At 62.6% G+C, this 16,864-nt stretch carries 16 protein-coding genes; 3 read left to right on the top strand and 13 right to left on the bottom strand.

All coding sequences use genetic code 11. From position 1 onward, the window contains the following. Positions 1-100 precede the first annotated feature (100 nt). The 3 genes from NYQ83_RS08540 to purB all read right to left on the bottom strand — a co-directional run bounded on the left by NYQ83_RS08540 (position 101) and on the right by purB (position 3,518). The gene (locus NYQ83_RS08540) at positions 101-1,519 is read right to left on the bottom strand and encodes a glutamate decarboxylase (RefSeq protein WP_261214097.1); all 1,419 of its coding nucleotides are present in this window, start codon (positions 1,517-1,519) and stop codon (positions 101-103) included. Positions 1,520-1,619: 100 nt separating this feature from the next. Further along, on the bottom strand, positions 1,620-2,168 hold the full coding sequence (locus tag NYQ83_RS08535; protein ID WP_261214096.1) for an RBBP9/YdeN family alpha/beta hydrolase: 549 nt from the start codon (positions 2,166-2,168) through the stop codon (positions 1,620-1,622). 42 nt (positions 2,169-2,210) lie between these two features. Next, positions 2,211-3,518, bottom strand: a complete 1,308-nt coding sequence (gene purB / locus NYQ83_RS08530) for an adenylosuccinate lyase (RefSeq protein ID WP_261214094.1) — start codon at positions 3,516-3,518, stop codon at positions 2,211-2,213. A gap of 230 nt (positions 3,519-3,748) precedes the next feature. Here purB and NYQ83_RS08525 point away from each other — a divergent pair, with 230 nt between their 5' ends. Then, complete coding sequence (locus NYQ83_RS08525) at positions 3,749-4,369, top strand: HAD-IA family hydrolase (protein WP_261214092.1); 621 nt, start codon at positions 3,749-3,751, stop codon at positions 4,367-4,369. Between the two features lie 217 nt (positions 4,370-4,586). On the opposite strand, the gene NYQ83_RS08520 is transcribed toward NYQ83_RS08525, so the two are convergent. The 10 genes from NYQ83_RS08520 to pcaD all read right to left on the bottom strand — a co-directional run bounded on the left by NYQ83_RS08520 (position 4,587) and on the right by pcaD (position 14,485). Continuing rightward, positions 4,587-5,072: an Lrp/AsnC family transcriptional regulator gene (locus tag NYQ83_RS08520; RefSeq protein ID WP_261214090.1), complete on the bottom strand. Its 486-nt coding sequence runs from the start codon at positions 5,070-5,072 to the stop codon at positions 4,587-4,589. 49 nt (positions 5,073-5,121) lie between these two features. Then, complete coding sequence (locus tag NYQ83_RS08515; RefSeq protein WP_261214089.1) at positions 5,122-6,177, bottom strand: P1 family peptidase; 1,056 nt, start codon at positions 6,175-6,177, stop codon at positions 5,122-5,124. A gap of 84 nt (positions 6,178-6,261) precedes the next feature. Continuing rightward, entirely contained in the window at positions 6,262-7,401 is a 1,140-nt protein-coding gene (locus NYQ83_RS08510) for a branched-chain amino acid ABC transporter substrate-binding protein (protein ID WP_261214088.1), read from the bottom strand. Positions 7,402-7,546: 145 nt separating this feature from the next. Then, positions 7,547-7,912, bottom strand: coding sequence for a DUF6867 family protein (locus NYQ83_RS08505; RefSeq protein WP_261214086.1), 366 nt, complete (start codon positions 7,910-7,912; stop codon positions 7,547-7,549). Next, on the bottom strand, positions 7,909-8,652 hold the full coding sequence (locus NYQ83_RS08500) for an ABC transporter ATP-binding protein (protein WP_261214085.1): 744 nt from the start codon (positions 8,650-8,652) through the stop codon (positions 7,909-7,911). Before NYQ83_RS08500 ends, NYQ83_RS08505 begins: the two co-directional genes overlap by 4 nt. Continuing rightward, on the bottom strand, positions 8,649-9,656 hold the full coding sequence (locus NYQ83_RS08495; RefSeq protein ID WP_261214084.1) for an ABC transporter ATP-binding protein: 1,008 nt from the start codon (positions 9,654-9,656) through the stop codon (positions 8,649-8,651). The genes NYQ83_RS08500 and NYQ83_RS08495 overlap by 4 nt, the downstream gene beginning before the upstream one ends. After that, positions 9,656-11,107 carry a high-affinity branched-chain amino acid ABC transporter permease LivM gene (gene livM, locus NYQ83_RS08490; RefSeq protein ID WP_261214083.1) on the bottom strand — a complete coding sequence of 484 codons (1,452 nt, stop codon included), beginning with the start codon at positions 11,105-11,107 and terminating at the stop codon, positions 9,656-9,658. Before livM ends, NYQ83_RS08495 begins: the two co-directional genes overlap by 1 nt. 1 nt (position 11,108) lies before the next feature. Further along, entirely contained in the window at positions 11,109-12,035 is a 927-nt protein-coding gene (locus tag NYQ83_RS08485; RefSeq protein WP_261214081.1) for an ABC transporter permease subunit, read from the bottom strand. Positions 12,036-12,204: 169 nt separating this feature from the next. Further along, complete coding sequence (locus NYQ83_RS08480) at positions 12,205-13,461, bottom strand: outer membrane protein (protein ID WP_261214079.1); 1,257 nt, start codon at positions 13,459-13,461, stop codon at positions 12,205-12,207. Positions 13,462-13,699: 238 nt separating this feature from the next. Then, positions 13,700-14,485 (bottom strand): 3-oxoadipate enol-lactonase, encoded by a 786-nt coding sequence (pcaD, locus tag NYQ83_RS08475; RefSeq protein WP_261214077.1) that lies wholly within the window; start codon positions 14,483-14,485, stop codon positions 13,700-13,702. Between the two features lie 236 nt (positions 14,486-14,721). Between pcaD and NYQ83_RS08470 the strand changes: the two genes are divergently transcribed. Further along, positions 14,722-15,642, top strand: a complete 921-nt coding sequence (locus NYQ83_RS08470) for an AAA family ATPase (protein WP_261214076.1) — start codon at positions 14,722-14,724, stop codon at positions 15,640-15,642. Positions 15,643-15,657: 15 nt separating this feature from the next. Continuing rightward, complete coding sequence (locus NYQ83_RS08465; RefSeq protein WP_261214074.1) at positions 15,658-16,854, top strand: vWA domain-containing protein; 1,197 nt, start codon at positions 15,658-15,660, stop codon at positions 16,852-16,854. Positions 16,855-16,864 lie beyond the last annotated feature (10 nt).

Here is a 16,864-nt window from a genome sequence, read left to right as displayed (position 1 = left end):
ATCTTCGTCATAAGTTGTCGCCGCTTCTAGGACTAAGCGGCTGGCGATTACATGCGTGTGACGTCTGATTTGATGCGGCGCGTGAAAATACTTTCGCGGCTTAAGAAGTTGCGCGTCCGCTGTGGTCGAAGCCACCGGCCTCGGCCCCCGTCATCGGAGCGGCAACCGGATGCTTCTGGAAAAACGCCAGCGCGTCTTTGATGTCGCGGAGGAGAAGTCTGCCGAGATCGGCGCTGAAGCCATGGCGGACGAGAATGCGCTGCACAGCGAGGTCTTCGCGCTCGTGCGGCATGGAATAGGCCGGAACCTGCCAGCCGCGCGTGCGCAGGCGATCGGCGAGATCGAAGAGCGTGAACCCGGGATTGAGGCCCTCTTTCATCGACCAGGAGACGGCCGGGATGCCGTCGGTGCCGCCCTTGTGGATCATGTCGAAGAGGCCGAAGCCCGCAATCGCTTCGGCGAGAGCCGCGGCATTGGCGTAGCAAGCCTCTTGCACGCGGCGGTAGCCTTCGCGGCCGAGGCGCAGGAAATTGTAATACTGGCAGATGACCTCGCCGCCCGGCCGGGAGAAGTTGAGCGCGAAGGTGGGCATGTCGCCGCCGAGATAGTTGACCCGGAAGACGAGGTCCTCCGGCAGGTCTTCGGCCGTGCGCCAGAGAGCCCAGCCGACGCCGAGCGGGGAGAGCCCGAATTTGTGGCCGGAGGCGTTGATCGATTTCACGCGCGCTAGGCGGAAGTCCCAGGCGAGACCGGGCACCACGAAGGGGGCGAGAAAGCCGCCGCTCGCCGCATCGACATGCACGTGAATATCGAGCCCGGTTTTGTCCTCCAACGCGTCGAGTGCCGCGCAGACCCCGACGACATCCTCATACTGGCCCGTGAAGGTGACGCCGAGGGTCGGAACGACACCGATCGTGTTCTCGTCGCAGCGCTTGATTACCTCGTCGGGGGAGAGGATGAGGCGATCGCCCTGCATCGGGATCTCGCGCAGCTCCACATCCCAATAGCGGGCGAATTTGTGCCAGCAGACCTGCACCGGCCCGGTGACGAGGTTGGGTCGGTCCGCCGGCTGACCGGCCTGCCGTCGCCTCTCACGCCAGCGCCACTTCATCGCCATGCCGGCAAGCATTGCCGCCTCGCTCGAACCTGTGGTCGAGCAGCCGACGGCGGCGCCGTCCGGGGCGTTCCAGAGATCTGCCAGCATGCGGACGCAGCGGCCTTCGATTTCGGCCGTCTGCGGGTACTCGTCCTTGTCGATAATGTTCTTGTCGGCCGTTTCGGCCATCAGGCGAGCGACTTCGGGCTCCATCCAGGTGGTGCAGAAGGTCGCGAGATTCTGGCGCGAATTGCCGTCGAGCATGAGCTCGTCGCGGATCGCCGCATAGATGTGGCGGGGATCGTGCTCGCCTTCCGGCAGCCGCATCTTCGGAAGCTCGCGGATCGAATCCGCCGAGGCATAGATGTCGTCGATCTCGGGCGAGGAGGTTTTGTGCCGAGGCTTCTGGTGGTGGAGGGGCATATCGGCCTCCCTGGTGGCGCAGCGTCGTTTCGTCCGCAGAGCTTCGCCGCTTCGGGTTGCCAGAGAATGACCGGCCGCGGTTTTTGCGACCGGGAGGCCGTCAGAGCTGTCCCATCATGCGGGCGAAGACCATCAGGCCCTCCGGCCAGGGCCCGTGGCCGGAGTCTGAGTTCATATGCCCGGAATCGCCGCCGTCGATGAAAAGAGCGCCCCAGGCAGCGGCCCAGTCCTCCGACGTCTCGAACGCGCAATAGGGATCGCTGCGGCTTGCGACGACCAGGGTGGGGAAGGGCATTGGCTCTCTTGGAACCGGGAGAAATGTGCGCCCCTCCGGGAGCTCGTCGCCGCAGAGATCAAAGTCTGGCGGGGTCACCAGAAAGGCCGCGCGCACCGCCGTACCAGCGAGATGCGCAGCCGCATGCACGATGGTGAGCGCGCCGGCGGAATGGCCGACGAGCACGACCGGTCTTTTGGCGAGCTTCACCGCGGCGATCAGATTGGCCGTCCAATCGGACCGGTCGGGTCGCGACCAGTCCTGCTCGATCATCTCTGCAGTCCCGATCTGTCTCGCCCAACGCGCATACCAATTGTCGGGCTTCGGACCGTAGAGGCCGGGGTGGATCAAAATATCGGCTTCGCGGGCTTTCATGCGCTCGAGACTTGGTGAAGCGGTGGGAGGGCGTCGTGCAGCTCAGTTTGCGCCGAAAACGCGGGCAAAGATCGTGTCCACATGCTTGGTGTGATAGCCAAGATCGAACATCGCCTCGAGCTCGGAAATCGGAATCTTTTGAGTCACCTCCGGGTCGGCCTTCAACTCGGACAAGAAGTCGGCGCCGCGCTCCCATGTCTTCATGGCGTGCTTCTGGACGAGGCGGTAGGAATCTTCGCGCGACATGCCGGCCTGGGTGAGGGCGAGCATCACGCGCTGCGAATTGTGCAGGCCGGCAAGCTTGTCGAGGTTCTGCTGCATGCGCTCGGGATAGACGACGAGCTTCTCGATGACGCCGGCGAGGCGGGCGAGAGCAAAATCGAGCGTGATCGTGGCGTCGGGGCCGATCATGCGTTCGACGGAAGAATGCGAGATGTCGCGCTCATGCCAGAGCGCCACGTTCTCCATGGCCGGCACGGAGAAGGCACGCACCATGCGGGCGAGGCCCGTGAGGTTTTCCGAAAGAACCGGATTGCGCTTGTGCGGCATCGCCGAAGAGCCCTTTTGGCCCGGCGAGAAATACTCCTCCGCCTCCAGCACTTCGGTGCGCTGCAGATGCCGGATTTCGGTCGCGAGCCTTTCCATCGAGGAGGCGATGACGGCAAGCGTGGCGAAGAAGGCGGCATGGCGGTCGCGCGGGATCACCTGCGTGGAGACGGGTTCCGGCTTCAACCCCATTTTCTCGGCGACGTATTCCTCCACCTGCGGGTCGATGTTGGCAAAAGTGCCGACGGCGCCGGAGATGGCGCAGGTGGCGATCTCCGCGCGTGCGGCGACGAGGCGCTCGCGGTTGCGGGCAAACTCCGCATAGGCCTGGGCGAGCTTCAGCCCAAAGGTCGTCGGCTCGGCATGGATGCCGTGCGAGCGGCCGATCGTCGGCGTATCTTTGTGCTCGTAGGCGCGGGTCTTGAGAGCGTCGAGCAAACGGTCGAGATCCGCGAGCAGAAGATCTGCCGCGCGCGCAAGCTGCACTGAGAGACAGGTGTCGAGGACGTCGGACGAGGTCATCCCCTGATGGACGAAACGCGCCTCCGGTCCGACGATCTCCGAAAGATGCGTGAGGAAGGCGATGACGTCATGCTTCACCTCGCGCTCGATTTCGTCGATGCGCTCCACATCGAAGGTGGCGGAGCCGCCCTTTTCCCAGACTTTTTCCGCAGCGTCCTTGGGCACGCGTCCCATTTCGGCCATGGCGGAGAGGGCATGCGCCTCGATCTCGAACCAGATGCGGAATTTCGTCTCGGGCGACCAGATCGCCACCATCTCGGGGCGTGCATAGCGCGGAATCATGGGAAGGCTCCTTCAATCGCCCTTCCGTTTAATGACGGTATCGGGCTGGGGCAACGGCAACGGCACCGCTTGCTGGCGCTTCCGGCCTCGCAATAGGTATGAGGGCGGGCGGGTGACCGATGGGATTGCGCCTGCACGGGAAAATGAAAGCTGCGATTCTTGCGGGAACGGCATGAGATGGTAGACGCGGAGGTGCGGGCAGCAAGTCGGCTGCTTGAAGGAGGAAAAGCGTGAAGCCGTGTCTCATGCTAGACGTCGACGGCGTTCTGGTCCACGGGCATCCTGAGGGAGATTCCTGGGTCGAGAACGTGGAGCGCGATCTCGGTGTCACGCCTGCGATCCTGGAGACCTGCTTTTTCGAGCCACACTGGGCCGATGTCATCGTCGGCAAAAAGCAGCTTCTGGACGTGCTGGAGAGGTGTCTGCCGCCCGTGGCGCCCTGGCTCGCGCCGCAGGACTTCGTCGATTACTGGTTTGCCCACGACAATCTGCTCGACGAGGCTCTCGTGTCGGAGGCGGACAATCTGCGCCGCCACGGCATGCTCGTGTTTCTGGCGACGAACCAGGAGCATATGCGGGCGCGCTACCTGATGGAGCATCTTCGCCTTGGCGAACATGTCGATGGGATCGTCTATTCGGCCGCCGTCGGCGTCAGGAAGCCCGACCGGGCCTTTTTTGATGCCGCTCTAAAGCAGAGCGGGTCGGTCGCCCGGAACACCGTTCTCGTGGACGATATGCGCGCAAATGTCGAAGCGGCGCGTGAGGCCGGCTGGATGGCGATCCAGTGGACACGCGGCAAGAGCCTCGTCGGCCTCCTAGAGGCCGAGTGCGCCTGCGACGCCGAGGCCTGAGCCTGCGGTCAGCGAGCCCGGCGAAACTTCATGGCTCTTGATTAGCCGGAGCACAAGCGGCGAGATCCGTCGCGAGGCGAGGAGTGCTCAAATCTGTCGGCGCCGTCTCCAGGCTCTTTCATGAGGGGGGCGAGAAGGATCGAAGCCTGCGGATTTCAGATTGGCGCCCGGCGACGGCTGGATGCGAAGAATGCGGAGAAGAAATAGGCGGTTGCCCTCACGCCTCCCGGATCGGCAGGGAGGGGGTGTCTTTCACGGTGGCGACGACGATGCGCGACTGGACATCGGTGACGAGCTCGTTGTCGAGGAGCTTGGAGCGCAGGAACCAGTCATAGGTGTGGATGTCGGTGGTGACGATCTTGAGCAGATAATCGACCGCACCCGTCACCCGCTCGCAGACGAGCACTTCCGGCCAGGAATTCACAAGCTTGTCGAATTTTTCCATGTTCTGCCGGCTCGGCACGCCGAGCTTGACGAAGGCGTAAGCGACGAAATCGAGCCCGACCGCGTTGCGCTCCACCAGCGCCACGACGGCGCGGATGATGCCCTCTTCTTTCAGTCGCTTGATGCGCCGCCAGGCCGGCGTCTGGCTCATCCCCGCTTCGCGCGCGATATCTGCCACCGACAGGGACGCATCGCGCTGCATGATCCGCAGAATGCGGATCTCGCCTGGGTCAAGTTCAATTTCCTGAGGCCTCTGCACGTTATTTTCTCCTCCCGCCGCGGAAGCTAATTTTCAGGTCTCCGGCCGCTCAAGCCGTATCGCCAAAACGCCCTTTCCAGGTCGGGAGACGATCGCTTTGCGTGTCTGTCGCCCAGTAGACGGCGCGAGCAACCGCCCGTGCCAGAACGACTGGGGCGGCTACGCAGAGCTCCAGCATCATGGAAAGGGGCTCCATGTTCGGATCCGTTTGAGCTTTGCCTGTGGACAATGCGAAGACCGTGTCGCCGTCGAGGGGTGTGTGGGCCGGATAGATCGACAGAGCAAACCCGTCATGTGCGACCATAGCAAGGCGCTTTGCCTCAGCCTTCGTCAACGGCTGATCGGTCGCAATGACGGCAATCGTCGTATTGGCGGCCGGTGTCGGATCGAATTTCGTGATGCGTGCGGCCGTCTCTGGACTGGCTGTGCCTGGAAAACCGAGGCCGCCGAATTCGTGGTCGACCTCGAAAGGGGCTGCACGGAAATGAGGCCCGTCGCCGAACGTCACGGCGCCCACGGCATTGACCGCGACGAAGGCGGCGATGGTGGCTCCCGAGGCGAGCTGCTCGCCGGCATGGCCGAACCCGCCCTTCAGATTGGCGGTCGTCGCACCCGTGCCGGCTCCGAGAGTTCCCACCTCCACCGCTCCCCCCGGCGCCGTTTCCAGGGCGGAGGCGCAGGCGCGATATGCCAATTTGGGGTAGGGGTTGGCGACAGCCGCTCGTTCTTTTGCCGGAAGAAAGCTCTTGTCCCCGCCATTGGCGAGATCGAACAAAATTGCTGTCGGAACGATCGGGACGCGAAGCCCCGCCACCTCGAAGCCGCGACCGTTCTCCGCAAGAAAGGACATGGCGCCATCGGCCGCCGCAAGTCCGAAGGCGGAGCCGCCTGACAGGACGATCGCGTCGACTTTCGACACGCTCGCTTCTGGCTCGGCAAGGCCGAGCTCGCGCGTTCCGGGCGCGCCGCCGCCGATATGCGCGCTCATCATGGCAGGTTCATCCGGCAGGAGGACAGTGACGCCCGATTTCAGAGTTTCATCGGATGCGTGGCCAATGCGCAGACCTGCCGGCATTCCAGAAAAGGGTACCGGATAACGATTCATGCCGGATCAAAACGCAGCGGCAGGCAAAAGAAAAGCCCCGGCGGAGATGCCGCCGGGGCCCATCGAAAAAGCGGGTTAACGCGCTTACGATTTCTTCTCTTCGGTAGCTTTTTCGTCGCCCGCGTTGAGATAATCGTAGCTGCCGTCGTGCCATTCGTAGAAGACGTAGCCCGGCAGCGACACGTCGCCCTTGTCGTCGAAGGAGAGCTCGCCGAGAACCGTGTCGAAGGTTCCGGTGTTCAGAGCTTCGTTGACTTCGTCATAATCGGGCGCGCCGGCTTTTTCCGTGGCCTGAGCCCAGGCCTGAATCGCGGCGTAGGTGTAGAGGACGTAACCTTCGGTCGGCTTGCCGGCATCTTCCAGCTTCTTCACGATCGGGGCGGCCGTCTCGCTCTTCCGCGGATCCGGCGAGAAGGTCATCATCGTGCCTTCGCCGGCATCGCCGGTGATGGCCCAGTATTCGTCGGTGACGAGGGCGTCGCCGGAGATCAGCTGCACATCCATGCCCTGATCCTTCATCTGACGCGCCATCAGGCCAGCTTCGGTGTGATAGCCGCCGACATAGAGGACGCCGATGCCTTCCTGCTTCAGCTTGGACACGAGGGCCGTGTAGTCCTTTTCACCAGCCGTGTAGGCCTCGTACATGTCGGCCTTCTTGCCGGCTGCTTCCATCGCTGCCTTGGTCTCGTCGGCGAGGCCCTTGCCGTAAGCCGTCTTGTCGTGGATGACGGCGACTTTCTTGTCCGGATAATGCTCGGCAATGAATTCGCCGGCGACCTTGCCCTGCTGGTCATCACGACCGCAGACACGGTAGGTGCCGCCGTCCGGGTTCGGGCGCTCATCGGTAAACGTCGGGTTGGTCGAAGCCGGGGAAATCTGGACAATGCCTTCTTCCGCATAGACCGCGGAAGCCGGGATGGACGATCCCGAGCAGAAATGGCCCGCGACGAAGACGACGCCCTTGCCGGCCATCTGGTTGGCGACGGCCACAGCCTGCTTCGGGTCGCAGGCGTCGTCGCCGATTTCAAGAACGAGTTTCTCGCCGAGGACGCCGCCCTTCTCGTTGATGTCTTCCACCGCCTGCTGGGCGCCAGCCTTCATCTGCTCGCCGAAAGAGGCGTACTGGCCGGTCATCGGCCCGACCGTGGCGATCGTGATATCGGCCCATGCCGCACCCGTCATTGCGAAGCTCAAAGCGACGCCTGCCAACAATGCTTTTTTCAATGGATTCTCCCTCTTTCTTAGATGGCACCATGATCTAAAAGACCCGCGGTGCGCGTGCGGGTGATTGAGGCGAACCTCAATTGTCTCGATCTAAGCCCATTCTCTTCCCGGATGGTACAGCTTTTGCTGACATCTGGATCTACGCCTAGACCTTGCGTTTCCAGCCAAACGGCCCTGAACGGTTGTAAAGGAAACTATACTGCTCGCTCATCTGGTGCGAGCGATTCATCTGCCGGGCCGCGGCTGCAATCAGCATCAATGCGATGAAGTCGACGACATAGTAGTGAAGACCCGTTGCAAAGCCGACGGGCGGCAAGAGAAACGTGCCACCGAAGAGGCTGTAATGGATGAAGCGTACAGCGAGAGACAGAAGCGCGATATAGACGGCAAGACGCAACCAGGAGCCCCAGGTGAGCGCGACGGCACGCCCTGTCATCCAGGCCGCAAGCCCGCCGAGCACGAGCGTGACGAGCGCGAATTCCGTGAGCGAAACTTCCCAGATCAGGTTCATTCGGCCGCCTCTTTTCTGCCGCCCTCGAGATAGGCCGCACGGACTTCCGGCCGCGCCAGAAGCTCTGCTCCCGTGCCCGACATCGTGATCTGCCCGTTGACCATGACATAGCCGCGATGCGCGAGCCGGAGCGCGTGAAACGCGTTCTGCTCGACGAGGAACACGGTCAGGCCCTCTTCTCGGTTCAGCTCCTTGATGACTTCGAAGATCTGTTTGACCACCATCGGCGCGAGGCCGAGGGAGGGTTCGTCGAGAAGCAGCAGGCGAGGCCGGCTCATCAAGGCGCGGCCGATCGCAAGCATCTGCTGTTCACCGCCGGATAACGTTCCCCCGCGCTGATGCTGACGCTCCTTGAGCCGCGGGAAAAGGTCGAATACCCGCTGAAGATCGGCATCGAAGCTCGCACCGTCGGTGACGAGAGCGCCCATCTGCAGGTTTTCCATCACCGTCATGCGCGGGAAGATGCGACGACCTTCAGGAGACTGCGCGATGGAGCGCTGCATGATGTCATGCGTCGGCAGGTGGGTGATGTCCTCGCCATCATAGACGATGCGCCCCTTGCGGGCCTGCGGGTTGCCGCAGATCGTCATCATCAAGGTGGACTTGCCGGCGCCGTTGGCACCGATGAGGGTGACGATCTCGCCTTCGAAGACGGCGATATCGACGCCGCGCAGGGCGATGATGTTGCCGTAATAGGTCTCGACGCCTTCAACGGCGAGAAGCGGATTTTGGCCGGTCATGGCTTCGTCTCCTGCTCGCCTGCGGGCTCTCCGGCAGAGGCGGTCTTTCCGGCCGCAGCCGCGGCTGCGGCTTCAGCTTCTGCCGCGGCGACCTCCTTGTCCTCGACGCCGAGATAGGCGGCGATCACCGAGGGATCGTTTCTGACGTAATCGGCCGAGCCGTCGGAAATCTTCTCGCCGTAATCGAGCACGACGACATGGTCGGAAATCTCCATCACCACGCCCATATCGTGTTCGATCAGGAGCACGGATGTGCCGGCTTCCGATCGAATGAACTGAAGAAGCTCGTTGAGCTCGCTCGATTCGCGCGGGTTCAATCCCGCCGCCGGTTCATCGAGGCAGAGAAGCTGCGGGTCGGTGCACATTGCACGGGCGATCTCAAGCCGGCGCTGGTCGCCATAGGGCAGGGCGGCCGCAGGTTCATCGGCGCGCTCCTTCAGGCGAATGTGCTCCAGCCAATAGACGGCCTTGTCGATCGACTTCTGCCTTGCCTTACGGAACCCCAGCAGGTTGAAGATCCCGCCGATGGTGAATCCCGAGGCGGCCATCAGCGCGTTGTGCTGGGCGACGAGCAGATTTTCCAGAACCGTCATGCCCCCGAAGAGGCGGATGTTCTGGAAGGTGCGGGCGACCTTTGCATCGCGTGAGATGCAGAAATCCGGCATCCGCTCCAGCAGGAAGATAGCTCCCTCGGAGGTGCTCATCGATTGCTCACCGCTTTCCGTCAGCTTGCGGACCTCCGCGTCGGAGATGGTGCTGCCGTGGCGCATGATGATGCGCCCTTCGGTCGGTTTGTAGAACCCGGTGACGCAGTTGAAGACGGTCGTCTTGCCGGCACCGTTAGGTCCGATGAGGGCGGTGATATCGCCCCGACCGACGTTGAAGGAGAGATCGTCGACGGCCACGAGGCCGCCGAAGCGCATGGTCAGGTTTTCGACCGTGAGGACCGGGCTTTCGTCCCAGCGTCCCGGCTCGCTGACATTGTCTTTGAGTGCTGCGGACATCAGTGGCCCTCACCTTGAGAGACCATATCGGCGCTGATCGTCTGACGTTCCTTCAAAATGGCGGATGGCTCGCGCGTGGCGATGAGGCCGCGGGGACGCCAGACCATGATGATCACCATCAGAAGACCGAAGATCAGCATGCGGTATTCGGCGAAATCACGGAAGAGCTCGAAGCCGCCGATCATGACGATTGAGGCGATGACGACGCCCATCTGCGAACCAAGGCCGCCCAGCACAACGATTGCCAGGATCAGTGCCGATTCCATGAAGGTGAAGCTTTCCGGCGAAATGAAGCCCTGACGCGTGGCGAAGAAGGCGCCGGCGAAGCCACCGAACATGGCGCCGATGGCAAAGGCCGTCAGCTTCGTATTGGTGGTGTTGATGCCGAGCGACCGGCAAGCGATCTCGTCTTCGCGCAGCGCTTCCCAGGCGCGCCCCAGCGGCAGTTTGCGGAGCCTGAGCGTCACCAGGTTGGTGATCATGGCAAGCGCCAGGATGATGTAGAAGAAGTAGGCCTGCTTGTAGGCGGAATCGTAGCCGACCCCGAGAAGGCCGGGCAGGTTTTCCGCTCCCCGCTTGAATTCCAGCCCGAAGAATGTCGGATCGGGAATGCCGGAAATGCCGTTCGGTCCGCCGGTGAACGTGTACCAGTTCAAGAGCACGACGCGGATGATTTCACCGAAAGCGAGTGTGACGATGGCGAGATAATCGCCTCGAAGCCGCAGCACCGGGAAGCCGAGAATGAGGCCCCAGCAGGCCGCCAGGATGCCCGCGATCGGAAGGGCGAACCAGAAGCCGACTTCGAAGAACTGGGCGAAGAGGGCGAAGGAATAGGCGCCCACCGCATAGAAGGCGACGTAGCCGAGATCGAGGAGGCCCGCGAGGCCCACCACGATGTTCAGCCCCCAGCCGAGCATGATGTAGGTGAGAACGAGCACGCCCAGATCGATGAATTGCTTATCCTTCATCGGGAAGAGGGCGAGGATGATGACCGGATAGAGGACCGCCGCGACCAGTGCCACGACGCCGACCGATTTCGAATGGCGCGCGAAATGCTCAGATAACGGTGTGCCTTCGCCGGAGCCGAAGGCGCGCAGAAGAAGCGGCCTCGTTCCGGCCTTGGTGGCCGGCCGCCACAGCAGAATGCGAAAGAGGAGACGGCCGACGAAGACGACGACGATGGCGGTGCCGAAGGCTTGCCAGCGGGTCGACAGGTCCAGTCCACCGATCGCGATGTCAGTGCGGAAGCCGATGAAAAAGAGGAAGAGAGCTGCTGCGATCGCGGCGGCGATGGCGGCATCCTTCAAGGCAGCGGCGATTGCGGAAAGACGCTGCGGTTCTTCGACGAAGGGGGGCTCGCCGGCATAGCCGGCGACGCGCTGTTCCCACTCCACCAAGGCGCCTGGCGCCTGCTGTTCGTCGGCGCTGCCTGCCTGGTTTATGTTGGACATGTCAGACTTTCTCGACTTCCGGTTTGCCGAGGAGCCCGGAGGGCAGGAAGATGAGCGTGATCGCCAGGATCGAGAACGCCGCCACGTCCTTGTACTCCACCGAGAAGTATCCGGACCAGAAGGTCTCGATGAGACCGATAGCGAGACCTCCGAGCATCGCGCCCGGCAGAGAGCCGATGCCGCCCAGAACCGCCGCTGTGAAGGCTTTCACGCCGGCGATGAAGCCGATGTAGAAGTCGATCACGCCGTAGTAGAGCAGGAACATGACACCTGCGACGGCCGCAAGTGCGGCGCCCATGACGAAGGTTAAAGAGATCGTCCGGTCGACGTTGACGCCAAGCAGCGACGCCATCTTGGCATCCTGCTCGCAGGCCCGCTGAGCGCGTCCGAGCGAGGTCTTGGAGATCAGCATCGAGAAGCCGGCCATCAAGACGACGGTCGTGACGATGATGATGATCTGCATGTAGGAGAGCTGCACCACGATGTTGCCGGCTTCCGCATCGCCCTGCATCAGGGTGATGCCTCCGGTGATCTGCGGCGGCAGCGGCTTAACGCGCGCGCCCTGCGTCAGCTGCACGAAGTTCTGCAGCGTGATCGACATGCCGATGGCGGTGATGAGCGGCGCCAGGCGGAAGGAGCCGCGAAGCGGCCGGTAGGCCAGGCGCTCGACTGTCCATCCCCAGACGGAGGTGAAGATCATCGCGATGATGAGGACTGCAAGCAGGATGAGCGGCAGTGCCGTCACTCCGATTGCGAGCATAATCAAGAATACGGTGAGGGCGATGAAGGCGCTCACCATAAAAATATCGCCATGGGCGAAATTGATCATGCCGATGATGCCGTAGACCATCGTATAGCCGATGGCGATAAGGCCGTAGATCGAACCGAGCGTGACGCCGTTGATCAGCTGCTGAACGAAATATTCCATCGTTCTTTAATTGTACCCCTCTTATGGCCATTATTTTATTATAGGCTCACGTTCGAGTGCGGAACACTCGAACGCCAAAGAGGTCAATCGTTTAGCAAGCCGTCACACTGTGCACAATATGCGGCGGTGGACGGTGTGACGGTTTCGACGAAAGTCTGAAATATTCAGATTATGGAAGACGAACGGCGATACCGGCTCGCACCGTGTCTACAGATGGTTCGAAGCTCGCCGCACCTGCAACGACATCGCCGGTCACGTCTTCGAATTCGTCGTGGAGATACTCGAGCCGCCCAAACACGTGATCGGTAATCGCAACGTCGACGCCAGCACCGACCGTCCAGCCCTTCGCGGGCTCGACATTGAGCGAAGAGGTGCCTTCCTGCTGGAAGTGGACTTGCGTGATGGCAAAACCGCCCGCGAGGTAGGGCAGGAACCGGTCCCAGGCATAGCCGATACGGCCACGCACATGCGCATCCCACATCGGCTCCTTGTCGAGCCTCACGCCCGCGATGGTCGAGGTCGATTCGCCCTGACGGAGGCTGAGATCGGCATCGAGGCCCGTGACGACATTGCCGAACTGGTAGTTCGCACCAAGGAACATGCCCGTGCCGAAGCTGCCGTCGCTCGCATCATCGCTGCCGAGGCCGGCGATCTCTGCGTCGTCCTGGAGCATCGATGCGCTGACCATCGCACCGCCGTAAAAGCCCGACCAGGTGTTTCCGGGCTTCGTCAGGAAGCTTTCGGGATAGTCCTTAAAGCCGTTGCCGAGAGCGAAGATGATGGCGCCACGAAACTGTTGGGCCTCCGGCTCGAACTTCGTCGAGCCGCCGCTGAACACGTAATCCTCGGCGCCGAAGCGGGTGTAGAGGTATTCCGCGCGCAGGCGGATCGGATAGTAGACCGCAACTTCGAGACCGGCGCCGACCGACCAGCCGAGATGGCGGGTTACATCGCCCTGGGTCATCGGCGCGAGCGAATGGCCATGGATCTCGGCCACGCGGCCGCCGGCCATGACGTACGGCATGAAGCGGCCCCACGTATAGCCGAGACGCCCATAGACACCGGCATCCCAGATGTAATCGCTGCCCACTGAGACGGATGCATTTTCCGTCTTGGTCTCGTGGATGGTGATGTCACCTTCCAGGCCGAGGACGACATTGCCGAAGAGCCAGTTGTAGCCGCGCAGTCCGCCGCCGGAAAAACCGCCATGGTCGCTCATGGAGAAGTCGGTGCCGGCGGGGGTCCGACCGTCGATATTGTCCGACGACCAACCGAAATGCATGCCGGTGTAGAAACCCTCCCATTGCGACACGGACACCGGAGAGGTGACAGGAACATAGGGTGCGGGCGCTTCTGGAAGATCGGCGGCGAGAGCGGGGCCTGCAAGGACGACCATGCCGAAGACGGCTGTTCCAAGACCACGCATCCAAATCACCTCGAGCTTCCGCGAACTTCGCAATCGAGGGCAGCTATCTTCCCCGCAGGATCAGGCGTCAATTGAACGAGCCTGCCGAGGTGCAGTTCACGAAACGGTGTTGCCGATCGGCCATAGAGCCCGGGAAGGCGGTCGGTGAATATTCCGGGCTGGTCCTTTGTGCAGTACGGGGCCTGCGGTTTTCGCAAGCCCCGAGGTCGCGAGCCCCGGCATTCGTGGAGGCCTTCGATCAGTTTCCGCGTAGATACGAGAAGACAGCGCGGTTGAATTCCGCCGGCGCTTCGACGGCCGACAAATGCGCTGCGTGCACGATCTCCTTGCGGGCGCCTACGATGTTGTCGGCAATAAGTTCGCCGTCCTGGGGAGGTGTCGAGGGATCACTGTCGCCGATGAGGATGAGAACGTCCGCCTCGATCGCCGACAGGGTTGGACGCAGATCCATGTCGCGGATCGCGGCGCAGCAGCCGGCATAGCCATCGGGTTCGGTTGCCCGGATCTGCTCTGCGATGCGCTCCACTTCATCGGGATTGTCGCGGCGAAAGGTGGCTGTGAACCAGCGTTCGGTGACGCCGTCGACCAGGGCTTCCATGCCGTTGTCAGTGACGGCCTTGATGCGCTCGTTCCAGAGGTCGGCTGGTGGCATATGGGCGGACGTGTTGCACAAAGCGAGTTTGCCAAATCGCGCCGGGTGATCGCGCGCCAGGACGATGCCGGTCATACCGCCCATGGAGAGGCCGCAGAAATCGGTCTTGTCGATCTTCAAAAGGTCCAAGAGCTCGACGACGTCCTGGCCGAGGCGTTCCATGGAGAAGGCGTCTGCCGGGATGGGAGAGCGGCCGTGACCGCGCTGGTCGTAGCGGATGACCCGAAAACTGGTCTCCGCCTCGTCGACCTGGGCGTCCCACATGGCGAGATTGGTGCCGAGCGAATTGGAAAAGACGAGGGGCGGCGCCGAGCGGTTGCCGGCTTCCTCATACCAGATGCGGGCTCCATCGCTTAACTCACAAAACGGCATTCGGATTCTCCTTTGCGCGATTGTCGTGGAACGAGAGGGGTTTGGCAGGCAGGTCTAAGAGTTTGATTCCGCTTTAAGCCGCCGGCGAAACGATTCCTCTCGTCGCTCGGGCCGGTCGCAGACTTAGGCTTCGCCTGCGGCAGAGGAAAGGCGGCTGGGGCGTTTTCATCAGGCGGATGGTCTGGGGAGCGGCTTGATCTATACTGGTAGCGAGAGCCCAAGCCGATAGGAGCCCCATGTCCGTCCGACCCTTGCCGCAATCGATCGACGAGACGCTCCAGCTTTTGAACGGTGCCGGATATGTCACCGACCGCTCGCTCGCGACCGTCCTCTTCCTGTCTCTCAAGATGGGCCGGCCACTCTTCCTGGAGGGGGAGGCAGGCGTCGGCAAAACGGAAATCGCCAAGGTCTTGTCGCAGACGCTCGATCGCCGCCTGATCCGACTGCAATGCTATGAAGGCCTCGATGTTGCGAGCGCGGTCTATGAGTGGAACTACACGGCGCAGATGATCGAGATCAGGCTCGCGGAGGCCGCCGGTGATAGCGACCGGCGCATGCTTGCGGAGGATGTGTTCTCCGAGCGGTTTCTCATCAAGCGTCCGGTCCTGCAGGCGTTGGAGCCGGATCTGAACGGGCCGCCGATTTTTCTCATCGACGAACTCGACCGTGCCGACGAGGCATTCGAAGCCTTTCTCCTGGAAGTTCTGTCCGACAATCAGGTCACGATCCCCGAGATCGGGACGATCCGCGCGCCCGAACCGCCGGTCGTCGTCGTCACCACCAACCGCACACGTGAGATCCACGACGCTTTGAAGCGGCGCTGCCTTTATCACTGGGTCGATTATCCGGACGCCGAGCGGGAGCTGCGCATCGTCAACGAGCGCGTGCCGGGCGTGCGCGAGCGGCTTGCCCGCGAGGTCGTCGGCTTCGTTCAGCGGCTGCGTCGGGAAGATCTGTTCAAGAAGCCGGGTGTTGCGGAGACGCTCGATTGGGCGAGCGCGCTCACCGAGCTCAACATGGTGGCGCTCGATCCGGAGGTGATTTCCGATACGCTTGGCGTGCTTCTCAAATACCAGGACGATATCGGCCGGATCGAGGGAAGCCGCTCGAAGCAGCTTCTGGACGAGGCGCGGGCCGAGCTCGCCGCTGCCGAGTGAGGGACGGGTAGCGCCGTGACGGAGACAGGCGGCAAGATCGCCGACAACATCGTCTATTTTGCCCGGGCGCTGCGGCGCGCGGGCCTACCGGTCGGCCCCGCTGCGGTCGTCGATGCGATCCGTGCGGTCGAGGTTGCGGGCATTTCTTCGCGCGACGACTTTTATTGGACCCTGCATGCGGTTTTCGTGAACAAGCGTGCCGATCGCCCGGTTTTCCATGAAGCTTTCGAGCTGTTCTGGCGCGAGCGCGGGCTCGTGGAGAAGATGCTCGAGCTCTTGTCGCCGGTGGCCCCGCCACGGCCCGCGCAGACTGGAAAGCCGAAGCCTGGGCAGCAGCGTGTCGAGGAGGCGATGCAGGCGCTGAAAGAGCGCCGCGAGGAAGAGGTCTTTCCCGAAATCGAGATCGATGCACGCATGACGGTGAGCGAGAAGGAGATTTTGCGCCGCAAGGATTTCGCGCAGATGAGCGCCGAGGAGATCGCCTCCGCGATGCGTGCGCTCGCCTCTCTGCAGTTTCCCGACGATCAGATCGTGACCCGGCGGCTTGTCGCTGCGACACGGGGCAAGGTCGATCCGCGCCGGACGGTCCGTGCCACCATGCGTTCGGCCGGCGATCTGATCCTGCCGCAGGCGCGCAAGCGGAAAGTGCAGGAGCCGCCGCTCGTGGCGCTTGCCGACATTTCCGGTTCGATGAGCGAATATTCCCGTGTGATGCTGCATTTCCTGCATGCGCTGTCGTCGCGCCGGAAAGTTCACTCGTTCCTTTTCGGTACGCGGCTCAGCAACGTGACGCGGCAACTGCGCTACAAGGATCCCGACGAGGCGCTTGCAGGCTGCTCCGAGGCGGTCGTCGACTGGTCGGGCGGCACGCGTATCGCCGACGCGCTGCACGTCTTCAACCGCGATTGGTCGAGGCGGGTGCTCGGGCAGGGCGCGACGGTGCTTTTGATCACCGACGGGCTGGAGCGCGAAGAGGGGGCGGATCTCGGGGCGGAGGCAGCGAGGCTAGGCCGCTCCTGCCGTCGCCTGATCTGGCTCAATCCGCTCCTGCGTTTTGAACAATTCGAGGCCAAGGCCCGTGGCATTCGCGCGATCCTGCCCCATGTCGATGACTTTCGGCCGGTGCATTCGTTGGGGGCGATCGAGGATCTGGTGAAGGCCTTGTCGACACCGGCCAAGAGGCCGCGCCCGGCATTGAGCCGGGCCGCCTGAGGGAGAGGAC

It is taken from the genome of Afifella sp. JA880 (assembly GCF_025379905.1).
GTDB lineage: Bacteria > Pseudomonadota > Alphaproteobacteria > Rhizobiales > Afifellaceae > Afifella > Afifella aestuarii.
The sequence above is the reverse complement of the archived record's forward strand: the minus strand, read 5'-3'. Positions and strand labels throughout refer to the sequence as shown.